This window comes from Sutcliffiella halmapala, assembly GCF_050107295.1.
Lineage (GTDB): Bacteria > Bacillota > Bacilli > Bacillales > Bacillaceae_I > Sutcliffiella_A > Sutcliffiella_A halmapala_A.
Genome location: NZ_JBNIKR010000019.1, coordinates 1 through 18,979, shown reverse-complemented (window position 1 = coordinate 18,979; position 18,979 = coordinate 1). Strand labels below are relative to the sequence as shown.

Here is an 18,979-nt window from a genome sequence, read left to right as displayed (position 1 = left end):
TATTGTGTCCACATTAAACACCCTGTTGGTTTCCGTTCCAGGGGTTCGCTTTCCGCGGGCGGTCCGGGAGCCTCCTCGACGCTGCGCGTCTGCGGGGTCTCCCTTGTCCCTTCCTCCCGCAGGAGTCTCACCCCTTGCACTGCAACCAACAGGGGCGAACCAAAACACTAATCCAAACAACAAAACAAACACATAATCCCACACCACCAGTGCCTGGCCCCTCCATCCACCACCAAACCTCTCTCTCCCCCAAACAAAAAAAGAGGGGCCTGGTACTACTCAGCACCGCCCCCACTACAAATTATTTACCAATCCAATCCTACTCCTACCCCAATACCTCAAGCACGGCTTTGGCGACGCCGCTGTTGATGTTGGTGTCGGTTTCCATATGGGCTTTGGCTTTTACGCCTTCTGGTGCATTACCCATTGCTACGGCACGGCCAACGCGTTCGAACATGGAGACATCATTGTAGTTGTCCCCGATTGCCATTGTGTCCTCCATGGAAATGCCACGCTCGCTGGTGAAGACCGACAAGGCTATCCCTTTTTGCGCTTCCTTGCTGGTGATCTCCAGGTTGTCCTTACCGGAGGAGCTGATTGCCACATGTCCTGTTTCAGTCAGCTCGCTTCGTGCCGCCTCTAGCTTTTTCTTATCCAATGAGAAGGCAAGCAGCTTGAAAATGATGGTTGTTTCGTCCTTAAGAATTGGATCAAAGCTGTCCACCAGCTTCGTTCTGCCGTCTTCCATTCTTTCCTTTGCTGCCCTGAGCACTTCCTCATAGTCGTTTTCCTCATTCACCGACATGAAAATGTCCATAAGGGTGGCAACCGCCTTGTCGTAGTCCTTGGAATAGGTTCCGCTTTGCGTATAGAGCTCGAAGTAGACATCATGTTTATCGAGAATCTCAGCCAGTTCCACTACTTGTGTGTTCATCAAGGGGCTGATAGCTACAACCTCTCCCTCCATCGAACGCATTTCTGCTCCATTGACACAGATGATCGGACAGTGTATCCCCGCTTCTACCAGGACATTCTTCGCTTCTCCATAGGACCGTCCGGTGGCAATGACAACTTCTACGCCGTTTCTTTGCGCAACCTTTAAGGCCTTTGCATTTTCTTCGCTTACTACATGATTATTATTTAATAACGTTCCATCCATATCAATCGCAATACATTTTACCAATCTGTTCACCTTCTTATGTAATTTATGTCTTGAATCCTATCCTATAGTATTCCTTCAGGATATTTCAAATATTATACTGCGAAAATAATTTGCTGACTATTTTGAAAAATATAGATTTATTGGCCTGTAAATGTTAAAATCGATGTGATAAGAGTATTATTAAAGGTTTAGGCGAGGTAGAATGCTATGAGAATTTCCTCAAAACATATCGGTAAAATCCTAATAGATGACATCTATTCTGTATCAGGAAATCTTTTGTTGAAAAAAGGCACTATCTTGACTAAAAAGCATGTGGAAAGTCTGCAGAACCATGACTACTATTTTGACCAGCGTCTATTGGTGGAGCAGCCGCATCACCTTTCCAAGGATTATTTCCAGCATGTGAAAAATATTTACCATAATAGTGTCAGCGCGTTTCAGACAATTTTCTCAAAAATGGAACGAGAAAATCTGCCTCCATTGGAAGAGATTCATCAGATGCTTGCACCTTTGGTGGACAAGCTGGTCGAGGATCCTGTATTCATTCGATATATTGAACAAGTAAAAAGCTATGATAACTATACATATTCGCACAGCCTGAATGTGGGCATATATGCGTCCCTGATAGGTAAAATCATGGGTCTCGACAAGGAAAAAATAAAACTCCTTGGTCAGATGGGTCTGTTTCATGATGTAGGAAAGCTATTGATAGACAAAACCATTCTGCAAAAGCCGGGGCGTCTGACGGAAAGTGAATGGAACGAAATTCAAAGGCATACGACACTGGGCTACGAGCTTCTGCGGAAGAATAAAACGATTGATCCCCATATCCTACAGGGTGCATTGCTGCATCATGAGCGTCTTGATGGCAGCGGCTATCCAACCGGGATCAAGCATGAAAGGATTCCTTATTTTGTACAGATACTTTCCGTGGCGGACATGTATGATGCCCTATCGTCCGAACGCAGCTACCGGCCAAAACAGAATCTTTTTGTCACAAGCAAGATCCTGATACAAGAAGCAAGCTATAATCGCATCAATCCTGCTATTGTTTATCCTTTCGTCCGATACATTTTCTCCAATCATATTCGCGATGAAGTGCTATTAAACAATGGTAAGCATGGAGAAATCATTTTTATCCATACGGATGAGCCTCATCTGCCAATCATTAAAATCGATGATCATTTTATTGATCTCAGAAAGCATAAAGAGCTGGAGATACTGGATTTTGCCAACTAAAGTCATCTCCGGTATCTTTTTTGGGTTTGTTTTCGTTACTTTTAGGGAAAGTAAAAGGGAAAACTTTCACCTCTTCCAATAACTACCTTTGAAAAATAGGAGAAATGTATTAAAATAACTAACGTTGCATATTTACGCATAAGGAGAATCTACATTGAAAAATACACCATCTTATCGCACGATTGATATCTTAAAATTTCTTATTCCATCACTAATCGGGATCCTGTTATTCATGTTCCCCATTTCCTATAAGGATGAAATCACCATACCTATTGCCATTCTATCCGGGCAGCTGCAAGATCAGCTTGGAGGCACAATACCATATATCATGACAGCCATCATTACCATTACTGCTATTGCGACTGTCTTTACAAAGCTCGCGAAGCCTTCTTATACGAAACAACCTGGCTTCTTCAATTCACTGTTGAATGTTTCCTTGTTCTGGACAGTGACACGCATTGTCGGAATGGTTTTTGCCATTATGACATTGTTCAAGCTTGGACCAGAGGCTGTTTGGAGTGACGTGACTGGAGGACTTTTATTATTTGAACTCCTTCCTATTCTATTAACCGTTTTCCTATTTGCCGGATTATTTTTACCTCTGCTTTTGAATTATGGATTATTGGAGTTCTTCGGGGCTTTGTTGACGAAAATCATGCGACCGATTTTCACTCTACCAGGGCGCTCCTCCATCGATACGATGGCTTCCTGGCTTGGGGATGGGACAATCGGGGTGCTATTGACGAGTAAGCAATATGAAGAGGGCTACTATACAAAGCGTGAAGCGGCGGTTATCGGGACGACCTTTTCCGTTGTTTCCATTACGTTCAGTCTGATTGTCATATCCCAGGTCGACCTTGCGAAAATGTTTGTTCCATTCTACGTGACGGTTGCACTTTCAGGACTGGTTGCTGCCATCATCATGCCGCGTATTCCGCCACTTTCCTGGAAGCCTGATACCTATTACAACGGTGAGGAAAAAGAAGAGAAAGAATTGATTCCAGAGGGTTACACACCATTAAAATGGGGTTTCTCCCTGGCTGTGGAACGTGCTGCGAAAAATAGAAGCATCAGCAAATTCTTCATCGAGGGCGGAAAAAACGTCCTTGATATGTGGATGGGTGTCGCGCCGATCGTCATGGCGTTCGGTACAATCGCCCTCATTTTAGCGGAAAATACGCCGCTATTCACTTGGTTGGGAGTACCATTCATCCCGCTATTGGAACTGTTGCAGATTCCTGAGGCGAAGGCGGCTTCCGAAACCATGATGGTCGGATTTGCCGATATGTTCCTGCCTTCCGTTTTGGGTGCCGATATTCAAAGCGAACTGACCCGCTTTGTGGTCGCAACCGTTTCCGTGACACAGCTTATCTACCTTTCCGAGGTCGGTGGCGTATTACTTGGATCCAAGGTACCAGTATCATTCAAGGACCTGTTCATCATCTTCATCCTGCGTACATTGATTACGCTGCCAGTCATCGCAATCATGGCGCATATCTTTTTCTAAAAAAAAGATGCAAAAGGTGCCTGACCCCTCAAAGGGTCAGGCACCTTTTTGATTATACTCGTTCCAGCTCTTCACCAAGCAGTTTTGCCAATTGCAGCATGCCGAATTTCCCTGCCACTTTTTCGGCATCGGCATTGTAGTTCGTATTTGTGTTGACGTCATAGGTGTAAATTTCGCCATTTGCGTTTCGGATAAATTCAATTCCGGCAACCTGGATGTTGTTTTCTTTCAGGAATGCCTCGTATTTTTCAATGATAGGATCGACAAAATCCTCGACAATGCGGAACTTCGGCTTCTCTTCCACTTCTTCCCCGACCGGACAGAACAGATCGCCAATCTGACAGGCGTCTGCCGGGCAAAGCTCAAAGCCTTCAGACGTGTCGACCCTCACCGCATAGTGGAACTTGCCACCTACAAACTCGCATCTTGTAATATAGGATTCCGGTGACTCGATATACTCCTGGATCAGCGTGATCCCATCAACCGGTTCCTCGAAGGTCGGCCCATACAAATACTCCTCAAGGCTTGCCGTGGATTGGAAAAGCTGGACGCCAAGCCCTTTTCCGGCGCGATTGTGCTTCGTGATGAACGCCTCGGATCCCAGTTTCTTTGCGGCCTCGATTATATTGGCTTTTCCGACTGCCGCAATCGTTTTCGGTGTGCGAATCCCCTGTTTCTCAAGGGCTGTATACTGATTCACCTTGCTCAATTCAAGCTGAAGCGCACGGCTGCCGTTCAACACTTTTCGGCCATGATGCTCAAGCCACGAAAGCACTGCCCCCGTCAATTCCGGTGCAAAGCGGTGGTCCCTTGTGTGGGAGGATGCACTCATTCTGTTATAAAATACCCCTTCAGGCGGGGCCTCGACCAATGGAACAAGCCCTTCGTCCAGGTGCCACTCCTCAAATGGCAGGTCCAATTCTTTTAATCTATCGGTCAAATGGTTGGTCCATTCTTTGTTTTCATGTAGGATATATATCTTTTTCATCGTATCTTCCTCCAATTTCTGCAAGTCTCCTAGTACAGCTTATGCTCATTTTTGCAGCTCTGTTTGGGCAAGCCGTGACTCATTTACCACCAGGGGCATCACTTTTTGGGCAAAGCGTTCCATTTCCTCCAGCTGCGGGGAAAATTGAAGCAGGAGCAGGTCCACGCCAGCGTCTTCATACTCTCTTATTTTCGCAGCAATCTGTTCCGGTGTACCGATCAGGTTAGGCCGCAGCCCTCTATTGGATACCGAATAGTCCTGCAACTGAATCTGCTGCTCCAGCTGCGACTTGCTGGTGAAATCCTTGAAGCCAGCATAGGCACTGGACTCCTTCACATCTGTTATTCTAGCAAGCTCCTGCTGTGCCTCTTCCTCTGTATCGCGGCAGATGACATAGGCTGCCATCCCGAACGAATGGAAAGGAGGGTGCTCGGTGTTTCTTCTGCGCTCTTTCATTTCTTCTATTTTGCGGGCAACCTCTTGCACCGTTCCGCCATGCATGACATACGCATCACAATAGGAGGAGATGACCTCTTTCCCCTTCGGACTCTCGCCCCCTGCGTAGAGGATCGGATTAGGACGCTGCACAGGCTTTGGAAAAAGCTTCGTTTCCTTTAGCTGATAGTACTTGCCGTCATAGCTGAAGGAATCCTCGGTCCACAGCCCTTTTAGCACATCAATGAACTCCTTCGTCCGTTCATACCGTTCATCATGCTCGGTGAAAATGCCGCCATATTGCCGCGCTTCCTCCTCCCACCAAGCAGAAACGACATTCAAGGTAAGGCGTCCATTGCTGATATGATCAATATTTGCAATCGCTTTTGCCGCTATCGCAGGATTATGGAAGCCGGGACGAATCGCAGTCATGATCTCGATTTTCTCCGTCACAGCAGCAAGTGCCGCAGCCGTTGACCAAGCCTCCAGGCTATCCTCCTGGGGACCCTTTATATCATTTAAAAATAGCTCTGCAATCAATGTCGTATCATAGCCAAGCCCTTCCGCCTGCTGAATGACCTTTTTTGCATAATCAAAGGTAGGCGGCATCTGCTCATCATCCACATTTCTCAACCAACCGCCAAATATCGGTAACCAAAAACCAAACTTCATCCCCTATCTTCCCCTCGTTTGTAGTCGTTTTGGCAAATAAAAAAACTTCTTCGATAAGAAGAAGTTTGGAATGGGAACCCGTCCATCTACTTATCTGCCAAGAACAAATTGTCTTGCTGGAATTAGCACCTGCACACACCTGTGCGGTTGCCGGGTTTCATCGGGCCAGTCCCTCCACCTCTCTGGATAAGAAAATAACTATTAATTTAGATAAATCCTATCATGAAACTCAGGATTAAACAAGTCTTTCGGATAGCTAAATATGTCTGTGCTATGTTATGCGGTAGAAGTTAGAGATATGTTGTGAGTTGCTTGGTCAATTATAGATTGAATGATGTTGTCCGCTGGGAACTATGGCGAATATTGGCGAATCCTGCGGTTTGTGCATAAGACACCCATTTTTAAGTGTAAATCTGATTTTTTGTGCATAAAATTAATTTTTTGTGCATATATTTATATTTTTGCGCGTAAACCATTGTTTTTTGTGCATAACGTGAAAAGCAATCCGATTTCAAGGGCAACAACCTCGGAGATATAGCAAAAAAAAGCCACCTGCCGCAATTTCTTCGACAGGTGGCTCCTTATAATGTAATTAGTTTACATCCTTCTCGAAATTAGGCGCATGCAATCCAGCCTTTTCGAATGTTGCTCCGATCTTCTCATGGAATGCTGCAAATGCCGCTTCCATTGCTGTCAGGTCTGCATCAGGCTTTAATGTTGCCGCCCGCTCCTCGAAATAAAGTGCAAGCAATTCAACGGATTCCTTCATATCTCCTTGAAGCTCTTTGCTTAAGTCGGAAGGGATCTCCAGTCCGCGAAGCTCGTTTGCAATAAGTTTGCTCGAGGATACCGCTTGTTCCTGCAACGCTGCATCTTGGGATTGTTCATATGCTGTCACAGGTTCTAAATTTTTGCGGATGGTATGGATCATTTCCATTTGAAGACCGACTAATGCTGTAATCTCCTTGCTATCGTTATCATTATCAGAAGCTGCACTTGCTTCCGTTTCTTTTGAATCATTTTTATTTTCAGTGTTGCATCCTGCCAAAACAGCGATGCTAACTAAAGCTGTCAATAGTATGCTCATCCATTTTTTCATGTATAGGTTCTCCTTTATTGTCCATCTTCGTACGGTACATAGTTTACTTCTTTTCTAAATGGATGTATAGGGAATCCGCGAAAGAAAGACTATTGCGCCAATAAATAATTTTCTCAAAATAACACTTTTTACAAATAAATATACTTTGTTAAATTTAGATGAATGTTAAATTTTTTACTTGCATTGTGATAGGACATCTCTTACAATAGAAAAATGCAAACGGTTGCACTAAAGTTGCATTAAAATTGCACAAAAATGAATTCGTTTTCAAGTTTTATATACTACATATGAAGAAAGAAGGCTGTTAATATGAAGAACTTTTTGTCTTTCGACTTTTGGCAAAAATTCGGGAAAGCGTTGCTAGTCGTAGTGGCAGTTATGCCAGCTGCTGGTATTATGATTTCCCTTGGCAAGTTGGTTGGCATGACTGGTGGAGACATCGCGCTTGTGCAAACGATTGCAAGAGTGATGGAGGATATCGGTTGGGCCATCATTACCAATCTGCACATCCTATTCGCTGTAGCGATCGGTGGATCGTGGGCGAAGGAACGTGCTGGCGGTGCGTTCGCAGCATTGATAGCATTCGTATTGATCAACCGTATTACCGGAGCTATTTTTGGGGTAAATAATGATATGCTTGCTGATCCGGAAGCGACTTTCACGTCACTATTCGGCCAGGAATTGATTGTAGGCGATTATTTCACTTCTGTTCTTGGTGCACCTGCTTTGAACATGGGAGTATTCGTCGGGATCATTGCCGGTTTCCTCGGCGCAAACCTATTCAATAAATTTTATAACTATAGTAAATTACCTGATTCGCTATCCTTCTTTAATGGAAAACGTTTCGTACCTTTCGTAGTTATTGTCGGATCTGTCGTTGCAGCAATCGTACTATCTCTTGTATGGCCGTTCATTCAAGGCTTACTGAATGACTTTGGCCGTTGGATTGCAACTTCCCGTGACACGGCTCCAATTATTGCACCATTCATTTTCGGTGCATTAGAGCGTCTGTTATTACCATTTGGATTGCACCATATGTTAACGGTACCAATGAACTATACCGCGCTTGGTGGAGCGTATACGATTGCGACCGGCGGCAATGCCGGCCAGGTAGTATATGGTCAAGATCCACTATGGCTTGCTTGGATTGCGGATTTGAACAACTATCTATCTGCCGGGGATAAAGAGTCCTATGAAGCACTGTTGAAAGAAGTCGTTCCAGCGCGTTTCAAAGTGGGACAAATGATTCTTTCCTGCGCAGCATTGATCGGTATTGCGTATGCGATGTACCGCAATGTGGACAAGGACAAGCGCAAAAAGTACAAGTCCATGTTCTTCTCTGCTGGCCTTGCAGTATTTCTGACTGGTGTAACAGAGCCGATTGAATTCATGTTCATGTTTGCCGCTCCATTGCTTTATGTGGTGTATGCAATCATGACAGGACTTGCCTTTGCAATCGTGGATGTAATCGACATCCGTGTCCATGCCTTTGGTGTGATCGAGCTTTTGACTCGTACTCCGATGATTGTAAAAGCTGGCCTTTGGCTCGACCTTGTTAACTTTGTGATTGCTTGTCTTGTATTTTTTGGATTAAACTTTGCAGTAGCAAACTTCCTGATCAAGAAATTCAATTTCCCGACGCCTGGCCGCAACGGGAACTATATCGAGCAGGAGGAAGGCGCTGGCGGTTCATCTGCAACTGTTTCAAATGACTCCTTGGCACCTGCGATCATCGAATTATTAGGTGGAGCAAGCAATATTGACGATGTGGATGCATGTATGACCCGCCTTCGTGTAACGGTAAAAGATCGTGAGAAGGTAGCAGTGGAATCGAAATGGAAAGAAAATGGCGCACTTGGACTAATTGTTAAAGACAAAGGCGTCCAGGCCATCTACGGACCAAAAGCCGATGTAATCAAATCGGATATCCAAGATTTGTTAGGAGCGTAATAGAATGAACCTACTAACCTTAAACTGCCACTCCTGGCAGGAAGAGAATCAAATGGAGAAAATTCAGCATCTCGCCCAAACCATCAAGGAAAAAGCATACGATGTCATTGCTCTTCAGGAGGTTAGTCAGAGCATCGATGCGCCCCTCGTTCAAGATAATATAAAAGAAAACAACTTCGGCCTTGTGCTGCAGCAGGAGCTTGCGAAGCTTGGAGTCCCCGACTATCAACTAGTCTGGGATTTCGCCCATATGGGATATGACACATATGAAGAAGGGCTTGCAATCCTGACGAGGCTTCCAATTGTTGAGTCCCATTCTTTCTTTGTTTCCAAGGGTGAGGATACGGACTATTGGAAAACCAGGAAGATTGTTGGCGTGACGGTGGAATATGGCGAGAGGGAGCTTGCCTTCTATACCTGTCACCTAGGCTGGTGGACTGATGAAGAGGAGCCTGCCCGCTATCAGATCGACCAGCTTCTTTCTGAGGTGAAATCAGGCTCTGCTCCATTTTTCTTGATGGGCGACTTCAATAACAGTGCCCATATCAAAGGGGAAGGCTATGAGCTATTGACAGTGGAGTATGGTTTGTATGACACATACCTCCTTGCTGAGGAGAAGGATTCCGGCATCACAGTGCGGGGCAAAATTGCCGGCTGGGATGAGAACAAGCAGGATCTCCGGATCGACCTTATCCTGGCAAGCGAGCAGGTTGCAGTAGACTCGTCGCGGGTGGTGTTTAACGGGGAAAATAAAGAGGTCGTGTCCGATCACTTTGGTGTGGAGGTACGGGTTCGGATATAGATGTTAGTGGGCCATCCGTTTTGTGCGGATGGCTATTTTTAGGTATTTTTAAAGCGATTGCGATTGTCGGAAGGTGGTTTTCGGACTTATGTAGGATGGCGGCACCGAAATTACATACTCTTTATATCACCGATTTTGCGGTTGCGCCCGGAAATGAACGTTTTTCGCCCGGTAATCTTGATTTCCGCCCGGAAAAGGGAGGTTTGCGCCCGGAAATCAAATTTTCCGCCCGATAAAGGCATGCTTCCGCCCGCAAGCAAAAAGTGACAAAATTCGCGCCTCCCCCTCTCCCCCTTATCAGTAAAATTAAAAACCCGAAAGCCAACAAAGCTGACTTTCGGAGTACATTGTAGTGCCTATTTCGATTCTGCAATCTCCTCTATTTCCGCCTGAATCTTCATCGTCCATTCATCCACTACGCTATAGTCCATCGCTTTTACGTAGATTGCTTCGAGCTTTTCATGCCAGCTTTTTGCTTCGGCAAGCTTCCCGATAGCATCGCTCATGGCTTCTGTGTAGCGATCTTTGACGAGCTGGATATCTTTCTCATAGCGCTCGTCAGTTCCACTTCTGATGGTAATTTCGTACATATCGACAATTGAATCGCCTTCCCGCTCCGGAAAATATTCGTGCGGGGCCGTGCTGTCAAAAATGGCGAATCCGAGCTCGCGGCAAATGATCATATCCAAACTGTAGGGATCAAAGCCGCAATGGTACACTTCCACATCAAAGCCTCTATCCTCGGCTGCTTTGGCCAGCTTTTTCAGCATCGTCGACTTTCCTGATCCGGGACGTCCTTTAATGAAATATCTGTTCGTCAAACCTTCTGTCAGGTTTGGTACACAGTCCCTTGCGCCTTCTGGTGTGGCTGCACCGAGGAACCTGTGGCGGACATCGGCTTTTTTATCCAGACTCTTCCCTTCAAATAAGGAATCTATCAGTGATAGGGTTAGCTCATTCGCAGCTTCAAAACTCATATTATGGATATAATAGCGCTCCCAGTCATCATGGACCTTCAAGGCTCTGGCAAACGTTTGGTAGGCTGCCTGATAGGCCTGCTTCTTTTTCTGGGCCAGTTCCATTATTTCGGTCTTATATTCTTTTAGGAAACGGGAATTCCAAGCTTCTCCTAAATTGACATATTCCTCAATGGCCCCTGGTGCTTTCGGTTCGATGACATGCGGTGCCGTTCCATCGACAATGCCGACACCGAGTTCCCTGATGATGAGGCCATCGACTGATTTTGTATCGGAGGAGCAATGCAACAATTCGATGTCATAGCCTTTTTCGTTCCATGCCTTGCCGATTTTTTTGATGAGGGAGGATTTCCCAGTACCGGGACCACCCTTCAGGATGAAAATCCGGTCCAAGCCCTCTATGTTTGATTCATATAAACTGTAAAATCCACGTGCCGTATTGCCGCCAGCATAATAATTCAACACTTTCCCTGCCAAAAATAACACCCCTTCATTGGTAGGATAATTGACATAAAGCTATCCTTTTTACCATATGCAGGGGATAAGAAATAGGTGATTGCCTAATACATGTGACTCCATATTATAATAATTGAGGTTCATTAGTTGTGCTTCGGAGAACCTGGGGGATAATAATATGGTGGAACTTTGATCCAACCACGTTTGCGCATTAAGGTTTTTAACGTGGTTCCAAACGTCACCCAATCGGAGAAAAACCCAAGCCACATAATACCCACATCATTACGTATGGAGTTAGCCTGACCTACTGCTGCGGCTTGCATACATAAAACTAGCTTAAAGGCAATCCCGTTGGTAATTTCATCATCGGTCAATTTGACACCCAACGGAATTTCCATGGAATTGGATTCAGGCTTTGCGGAAGTGACATCCGGTAATGGTATTCCTTCTTTTGTCATAAATTTACTCAATTTTCCCACCTGATCTTTACATAAAGCAATTACATCCACTAACATCTCCTTGACTTCATCGTCGGTGGATGTATTCAATCCAATTTCCTCATAACGGATGAATTCTTCCATCATCGTGATATATTTCCAACAATCTCCGACTTCCATGACGTGTAGGGGTGTGTGCGGTTCATCAACATTATCAACTGCAATTTTTAAGGTATTCCATACTGCTTCAAATGGATTAGGCATTTTTTTCACCTCCTTCCTTTAGTATCCACAAAAATTTTTAAAAAAATGTAAATTTTACAATTGTCGATTGCGAGGGATAGAGGTTTAAAAAATAAGAAAAGCACAGCAACATCTGAAGAAAGATGGCGCTGTGCTTGTTCTAATCTTAATACTTATGTCAATATTTATATGATCCTCCGTCCGTTCTGCGCAAGGGCAAAATGAATGCCATGCTGCAGGGACTGGAAGAAATCAAAATGGTTCAGGTCAATATCAGACTTTGTAATTTCCATGCTCAGTTGTGCGGAGATCCCGACCAAGATGGTCTTGATTCCGAGCAGTTCCGCGGCTGACCCCAGCTTTTCGATCATGCTTGCTGTATAGGTGGTCAGATTCTGGTCAATGCCTGTCAGGTCAAGGACAAGGTAGCTCGCCTTATGCTTTGGCAAATTGTATAAGGTCTTGACTATGAGCTCATCTGCCCGTTCTTCATCATATTTGCCTAGAAGTGGAACGACCACAATTCCTTCGAGGACCGGTATGATCGGTGAGGAAATGGTTTGGACAAGCTCCTTCAGTTCTTTTGTTTTTTCCTGGACCAGGCCTTCGAGCTTCGCGATCTGCTCCGCTTCTTTTCTGCGTGCAAGGCCATGAATGTTTTCTGCCACATTTACTTCCTGAGGGAAATATTCAATGATGGAGTATTCATGCCCTTCAATTTGGGACTGGACGACCTTGTACCAAATATCCGTTTTGAAAAGGCCTGTAAAGATACCGGCGTAGTGTGCAGCCAGGAAAATGCCGCCTTTCTTTTTTCCTTGCGCCTTGTTTATTTTGTATTCCCAATCATCCTTTAAATGAACGGTAAGACTGTAGTTCTCCACATGCAGATCGTGAATATAGGCTTTTCCCCAACCAGCGGAGGCGTACGTATTTGTTATTAAGCCCGCAATTTTCTCAATGCTGATATCTGTCATGTTTTCGAAGTACTTTCCAACTACCGCTCCTTGGCGATAGCCTGTCGACTCCATTACAAGGCAGGTGGATTCTGCTCCCGATACCTCTTCAATGGTATCGAAAAATGCTTTCATTGCCGAGGATATCCAAAAAAGAACAGAGTCTTCGCCTTCAAAGAGGAATTCCCCCTTATCCAGATTCCATTCAAATTGAAGCCCCTCTATGTTCAATTTATGTTGAGCGCTCATTAAACCATTCCTTTGTAGTTTATAAATCTATTATAAACTATCTTTTTCGGAACATTAAATAATATGTTATTACCAAAAAGGAGTGCCGCTTCTAGCAGCACCCCTCCTCTTCAATCTTATTTCAACTTCAATTTAGCCAGGGCATCAGCAAGCGCAGTATTGACCGGCTCATCCTGGTTCTGTTTCTTCAAATATTGATTCACGTCACGCTTGGACGCCTTTTGGGAGTCATTTTTCTTGCGGCGCTCCTGGAAGGTGCTCAATTTTTCGCGATGGCCGCAGACACAGGCAAACATCTGGCCTTCCCCTTCGCCTCTTAACTCCAGCTTCTTCCGGCATTTCGGGCATCTTGCATTCGTCACCTTCGACACATTCTTGCGATGGCCGCATTCACGGTCCTGGCATACGAGCATTTTGCCTTTTTTGCCGTTTACCTCCAGCATCGGCTTGTCGCAATCCGGGCAGCGTTTGCCTGTAATGTTGTCATGCCTGAATTTTTCTGAGCTGTTTTTCACCTCATGGACGATTTCCTTGGCATAGGCCTTCATTTCATTGATGAAATCCGCTTTTTTCAGCTTCCCTTTGGCGATCAGGCCAAGCTTCTGCTCCCATTCTGCGGTCAGGGCAGGAGATTTAAGATCCTCCGGCACCAGATTCAAGAGCTGCCTTCCTTTTGAAGTAATATGGAGACCCTTCCCCTTCTTTTCCATAAGGAAGCTATTGAAAAGCTTCTCGATGATATCCGCTCTGGTTGCTACCGTTCCGATACCGCCTGTTTCCCCGATCGTTTTGATCAGCTCGCGGTCGGACTGCTCCATATATTTCACCGGATTTTCCATGGCAGAAAGCAGGGTACCTTCGTTAAAAGGCTCCGGAGGCTTTGTTTTGCCTGTGGTGATTTCCACTTTCCTGATAGACAGGGAGTCCCCTTTATTCAAGCTTGGCAGCAGCTGGTCAGTATAGCCATCGCTTCCATCTTCCTGCTCCTCAAGCGATCCGAACACCTCTTTCCACCCTTGGGAGATGACAGTTTTCCCTTTTGCCACAAACTGCTCCGGGCCAAGTGTAGCTGTAACAGACGTCTGCTCATAGATGAATGGCGGCATTAATACTGCCAGGAAGCGTTTCACAATCAGGTCATAGATTTTGTATTCCTTATCGGAAAGCTTGCTTAAGAGCACCGTTTCCTCCGTCGGGATGATGGCGTGGTGATCCGTTACTTTCTCATTGTTGACAAACGATTTGCTGCCTTTGATTGGCTTGGATAAAATTTTTGAGGCAACTGATTTATAGGAATGGGCACGAACAGCTTCTACCCTCTCCTTTAATGTGTCGACCATGTCTGTAGAAATGAAACGGGAATCCGTTCTAGGATAGGTGACTATTTTATACTGCTCATACAGGCGCTGCAGGATGGACAAGGTTTCTTTGGCAGAGTAGCCGAATATCCGGTTGCCATCACGCTGTAATTCAGTCAGATCATAAAGTGCCGGGGCATAGCTTTTCTTCTCCGCTTTAGAGATCTCTGTTATGGTGCCTTGCTTATTTTTCACCTGTCCATACAATCGTTCGATTTCACTTTTGTTAAAATTGCGTCGTTCCTTTGTTTTCGCATCCTGCCATACGAGTTGGAAGCCTTTTTCCGTGAGTGCCTTCATGCCGTAGTATTCCTTTGGCACAAAGCTCTGTATTTCCTCTTCCCTTTTGGCAATCATTGCAAGTGTCGGTGTTTGCACTCTACCGCATGACAGCTGCGCATTGTATTTCGTGGTGAGCGCGCGGGTCGCATTCATCCCGACTACCCAGTCCGCCTCAGCGCGGGCCACTGCCGAGTAATAGAGGTTTTCATATTCCTTCCCATTCCGAAGGCGACTGAATCCATCCTTGATGGCTTTGTCTGTTACAGATGAGATCCAGAGACGCTTGATCGGCTTTTGGATGCGGGCCTTTTCCAGGATCCAACGGGCAACAAGCTCCCCTTCACGCCCTGCGTCTGTTGCAATGACGATCTCTTTGACATCTTTTCTTGTCAGCTGTGCTTTGACCGCATTGTATTGCTTGCCTGTCTGCTTGATGACGACCAGCTTCGTTTCGTTCGGCAACATAGGAAGGTCCTCGAGCTTCCATGCTTTGTATTTGGCGTCATAGGCTTCAGGGTCTGCCAATGTTACCAGATGGCCGAGTGCCCAAGTAACGATGTACTGGTCTCCCTCCAGGTACCCGTTCCCTTTTTTTCCGCATTTCAATACGCGTGCTATATCTCTTGCTACAGATGGCTTTTCTGCAAGTACTACTGTTTTTGACATTGAATACAAATCCCTTCGTTTCTTATTACATGGCTGTTTCGTTAAGATAGATGTTTTTAACAAGTATCTGAGTTAAACACCCCTGTTGGTTGCAGCGAGAGGGGTTCGCTTTCCGCGGGGCGGTGCTTGAGCCTCCTCGGCTTCGCCTGTGGGGTCTCAAGCCTACCGCTAATTCCTGCAGGAGTCTCACCCCCTGCACTCCAACCCACAGGGGGAAAAGTTATAATTAGTTTTCCTGGCACAAACCGAAACTAGCCTATTCCTTCCATCATCTTGGCATAATGTATGGAGCTAGTCAAAAAAAGAAGAGAAGACCAGATGGCCCTCTCAGACTGGCTTCTATTTCTTTTCCGGCAGCTTTTTCAATTCCGCGACCGCCTCTTCTAATGAGCCGACCGGAATCAGCTTGATGGACAGTCCTTCTTCTTTTACCGTCTGTTTTGCTATTTCTTCATTGTTTCCATAATCATTGTCTTCTGGTACAAGGAAATATTCATAGCCAGCGAGATCTGCTCCGATGACCTTCTGTTTGACTCCGCCGATAGGACCTACGAAACCGTCCATTTCGATTGTCCCAGTTCCAGCTATCTTGTTGCCTTTAAGCATCGACTCTTCTGTCATCTTTTCGATCAGGGTCAAGGTCAGCATCAAGCCTGCGCTCGGTCCACCGATCTCTTCAATGTTGAAGGCGATCCGTTCATCCTCCACCAGCTCAAACACCTCTTCTACGTACATGCCAAGGAACGTATTGTTGTAATAGTCGCGTTCCGGATAGGTTCGAACCTCGATGTCATTCCGTTCCCCATCCCTCATTACCGTCAATACTGTCTTTTCATCCGGTTCCTTAGCAAGGATCAGTTGATCGAGCTGTTCATAGGATTCGAGCTCCACCCCATCGACTCCTACTAGAAGATCAGTTACCTCAATCTCATTCTTATATTTCCAATCAGGCTCGAGATAGGCCGGATAGAACCCACTCAAATTGAGATCCGGTGTTTCTTCCATATATTCTCTTGCTTTGTATTCTGCCTTGATTTTGGACTGGACCATCATCATTTCATATTGATAATGAAGATCCTCCACATCGATATCCAGCTCCTCCGTGGCAGCAGGTTCGATATCCACTCCCTCTTCGAACAGCAACCCAAGAAGTAGAAAAGGCCATACCACGTTTTCGAGCGAGGATACATACGTCATCCCTATTTCCCCATCAAGCTCATAGCCATCCTCATATTCGACAAGTTCATCCAGCATAATCGGTTCGTCGGCAAATAATACATCGTATCCTGTAGGGATGAATGCCGATCCCACTAAAAGTAATGAGGCTAAAACGATTCCCAATGCAATTCTTTTTTCTCTCATCTAGTAAGGACCCCTTCTCTTCCAATTTTCTCTATTTTCTATTTTATATGAAGTGGGGTGGGAATAGTTCAAAAAAATAACGATAATAGGAAGAAACTTCTCTTTTCCTTTCCTAGCAGAATTTAGTATGATGAAAAGTAGATATTTTAGAGGATGTTCAAAAAGTCCGGTAAAATTAGCTTCGAATTTCTACGTCAGCTTGTCTCTCCGCTCCTCACGTATATAAATCATACGCTGCGGTGCTCGAGACTTCGCTTCCTCGAACTTCTTTGCTCTTTTTATCCTCCTTTTTGAACACGCTCTTAGAGATAGGATGGATACGAGAATGAGTTTATTAAGCATAGATGGGTTGAGCCACAGTTTTGGCGACCGCATGTTATTCAAGGATGTTAGTCTGCGCTTGCTTGCGGGTGAACATGTAGGATTGGTTGGCGCGAACGGGGTTGGTAAATCCACGTTGATGAATATTATTACTGGGGAAATAGTATACGATACAGGCCGCGTGGAATGGACGCCAAGTGTGCATTATGGCTATTTGGATCAACATACGGTCCTGACGCCTGGAAAGACGATTCGTGATGTACTGCGCGATGCGTTCCTTCCACTTTATGAAAAAGAAAAAGAATTAAACGAAATCACGGACAAGATGGGTACTGCAACTCCTGAGGAATTGGAAGAGCTTTTGGAACAGATGGGAGAAATTCAGGACCATCTGGACGCCGGCGGCTTTTATAATCTCGATATCAAGGTGGAGGAAGCAGCCCGGGGACTTGGCTTGGATGCAATCGGACTTGACCGTGACGTTGCTGCCCTAAGCGGCGGACAGCGTACGAAGGTTCTTTTGGCGAAGCTGTTATTGGAACAGCCGCAAGTATTGCTCCTGGATGAGCCGACGAACTATTTGGATGTCGAGCATATCCGCTGGTTAAGCTCTTATCTGAAGGAATATCCTCACGCATTCCTATTAATCTCCCATGATACGGAGTTTATGAATGGCGTCGTCGATGTCATCTTCCATCTGGAATTTTCAAAATTGACCCGCTACACGGCTTCCTATGAGAAATTCCTGGAGCTTGCGGAATTGAATAAAAATCAGCATATCAACGCGTATGAAAAGCAGAAGGAATTCATCAAGAAGCAAGAGGACTTCATTGCGAAAAATAAAGCGCGTTACTCCACGACAGGACGTGCGAAAAGCCGTCAGAAGCAACTGGACCGCATGGAACGGATCGATCGTCCGGAAACTTCCGCGAAGCCGACTTTTGAATTCAAGGAATCCCGTGCCAGCAGCCGTTATGTGGTGGAAGCAAAGGATCTTGAAATCGGGTATGCTGATCCACTATTGCCGAAGCTTACGATGGAAATCGAGCGCGGCGATAAGATTGCCATTGTCGGATGCAACGGGGTTGGTAAATCCACTCTTTTAAAAACGATTTTGGGTAAAATCGATCCGCTTGGCGGGTCCGTTGTTCGCGGGGATTTCCTATTCCCTTCTTACTTCGAGCAAGAGGTAAAAGCGAAAGACCTAACACCGATCGATGATGTATGGAATGAGTTCCCTGCATTGGATCAGCACCAGGTCCGTGCCGTGCTGGCGCGCTGTGGTCTGAAAAATGAACACATCTCCCGTCCCTTGAGCCAATTGAGCGGTGGCGAGCAGGCGAAGGTCCGTCTTTGCAAGCTGATGATGCATGAGAGCAACTGGCTCCTATTTGACGAGCCGACCAACCACTTGGATGTGGTAGCAAAAGAAGAGCTGAAACGTGCCATCAAAGCTTACAAAGGCACCATCCTTCTTGTCTGCCACGAACCTAGCTTCTATGAGGATTGGGTAACAAAGGTATGGAACGTCGAGGAATGGGCCGAGCAGAAATAATTGATACAAGCTGTCCGAAAAAGTCATGCAAGAGAGGACTTTCGGGCGGCTTTTTTTATTGTGGGGACCTTGCTGGATTTGTCGAATTATGTCGTAAAATGCGTTTTATCGATATCCAAGAGTTTTTCGTTGATATCCGGAAAATTTCGTTGATATCTATTTAGCCCCCTAACTCATTTGGACACCTCAATCAAAAGATATTATCATAGAAGTATCAAAGGAGGAGTCCAAATGAGTAAACGTAATGGACCGATGGAGGATGT

Annotated in this window: 14 protein-coding genes and 1 riboswitch; of the genes, 5 read left to right on the top strand and 9 right to left on the bottom strand. The window is 45.5% G+C overall.

Translation table 11 applies throughout. The features are described from left to right. Window positions 1-325 precede the first annotated feature (325 nt). Window positions 326-1,183 carry a Cof-type HAD-IIB family hydrolase gene (locus tag ACQCT5_RS21615; protein ID WP_499645044.1) on the bottom strand — a complete coding sequence of 286 codons (858 nt, stop codon included), beginning with the start codon at window positions 1,181-1,183 and terminating at the stop codon, window positions 326-328. 186 nt (window positions 1,184-1,369) lie between these two features. Here ACQCT5_RS21615 and ACQCT5_RS21610 point away from each other — a divergent pair, with 186 nt between their 5' ends. Continuing rightward, complete coding sequence (locus tag ACQCT5_RS21610) at window positions 1,370-2,401, top strand: HD-GYP domain-containing protein (RefSeq protein WP_499645042.1); 1,032 nt, start codon at window positions 1,370-1,372, stop codon at window positions 2,399-2,401. Window positions 2,402-2,555: 154 nt separating this feature from the next. After that, on the top strand, window positions 2,556-3,908 hold the full coding sequence (locus ACQCT5_RS21605; protein WP_499645040.1) for a YjiH family protein: 1,353 nt from the start codon (window positions 2,556-2,558) through the stop codon (window positions 3,906-3,908). Window positions 3,909-3,960: 52 nt separating this feature from the next. On the opposite strand, the gene ACQCT5_RS21600 is transcribed toward ACQCT5_RS21605, so the two are convergent. The 3 genes from ACQCT5_RS21600 to ACQCT5_RS21590 all read right to left on the bottom strand — a co-directional run bounded on the left by ACQCT5_RS21600 (window position 3,961) and on the right by ACQCT5_RS21590 (window position 7,102). Further along, window positions 3,961-4,896, bottom strand: a complete 936-nt coding sequence (locus tag ACQCT5_RS21600; RefSeq protein WP_499645037.1) for an ATP-grasp domain-containing protein — start codon at window positions 4,894-4,896, stop codon at window positions 3,961-3,963. A 45-nt stretch (window positions 4,897-4,941) separates the two neighbouring features. Further along, window positions 4,942-6,003, bottom strand: coding sequence for an LLM class flavin-dependent oxidoreductase (locus ACQCT5_RS21595; protein WP_499645035.1), 1,062 nt, complete (start codon window positions 6,001-6,003; stop codon window positions 4,942-4,944). 87 nt (window positions 6,004-6,090) lie between these two features. After that, window positions 6,091-6,196: riboswitch (SAM riboswitch) on the bottom strand. Window positions 6,197-6,595: 399 nt separating this feature from the next. Further along, a complete protein-coding gene (locus ACQCT5_RS21590; RefSeq protein WP_499645033.1) occupies window positions 6,596-7,102 on the bottom strand; it encodes a hypothetical protein in 507 nt (168 codons plus the stop codon). A 309-nt stretch (window positions 7,103-7,411) separates the two neighbouring features. On the opposite strand from ACQCT5_RS21590, the gene ACQCT5_RS21585 reads away from it, so the two are divergent. Together ACQCT5_RS21585 and ACQCT5_RS21580 are read left to right on the top strand one after the other, a co-directional pair. Then, window positions 7,412-9,052 (top strand): PTS transporter subunit IIBC, encoded by a 1,641-nt coding sequence (locus ACQCT5_RS21585; RefSeq protein ID WP_499645031.1) that lies wholly within the window; start codon window positions 7,412-7,414, stop codon window positions 9,050-9,052. Between the two features lie 4 nt (window positions 9,053-9,056). Beyond that, window positions 9,057-9,854: an endonuclease/exonuclease/phosphatase family protein gene (locus ACQCT5_RS21580; RefSeq protein ID WP_499645029.1), complete on the top strand. Its 798-nt coding sequence runs from the start codon at window positions 9,057-9,059 to the stop codon at window positions 9,852-9,854. Window positions 9,855-10,210: 356 nt separating this feature from the next. On the opposite strand, the gene ACQCT5_RS21575 is transcribed toward ACQCT5_RS21580, so the two are convergent. The 5 genes from ACQCT5_RS21575 to ACQCT5_RS21555 all read right to left on the bottom strand — a co-directional run bounded on the left by ACQCT5_RS21575 (window position 10,211) and on the right by ACQCT5_RS21555 (window position 16,840). Next, window positions 10,211-11,308 carry a PRK06851 family protein gene (locus ACQCT5_RS21575; protein ID WP_499645027.1) on the bottom strand — a complete coding sequence of 366 codons (1,098 nt, stop codon included), beginning with the start codon at window positions 11,306-11,308 and terminating at the stop codon, window positions 10,211-10,213. 122 nt (window positions 11,309-11,430) lie between these two features. Continuing rightward, the gene (locus ACQCT5_RS21570; protein ID WP_499645025.1) at window positions 11,431-11,988 is read right to left on the bottom strand and encodes a DUF3231 family protein; all 558 of its coding nucleotides are present in this window, start codon (window positions 11,986-11,988) and stop codon (window positions 11,431-11,433) included. 164 nt (window positions 11,989-12,152) lie between these two features. After that, complete coding sequence (locus ACQCT5_RS21565) at window positions 12,153-13,172, bottom strand: STAS domain-containing protein (RefSeq protein ID WP_499645023.1); 1,020 nt, start codon at window positions 13,170-13,172, stop codon at window positions 12,153-12,155. A 116-nt stretch (window positions 13,173-13,288) separates the two neighbouring features. Further along, window positions 13,289-15,478 (bottom strand): DNA topoisomerase III, encoded by a 2,190-nt coding sequence (locus tag ACQCT5_RS21560; RefSeq protein WP_499645021.1) that lies wholly within the window; start codon window positions 15,476-15,478, stop codon window positions 13,289-13,291. A gap of 339 nt (window positions 15,479-15,817) precedes the next feature. Then, window positions 15,818-16,840, bottom strand: a complete 1,023-nt coding sequence (locus ACQCT5_RS21555; RefSeq protein ID WP_499645019.1) for a S16 family serine protease — start codon at window positions 16,838-16,840, stop codon at window positions 15,818-15,820. Between the two features lie 325 nt (window positions 16,841-17,165). Here ACQCT5_RS21555 and ACQCT5_RS21550 point away from each other — a divergent pair, with 325 nt between their 5' ends. Then, entirely contained in the window at window positions 17,166-18,716 is a 1,551-nt protein-coding gene (locus ACQCT5_RS21550) for an ABC-F family ATP-binding cassette domain-containing protein (protein WP_499645017.1), read from the top strand. Window positions 18,717-18,979 lie beyond the last annotated feature (263 nt).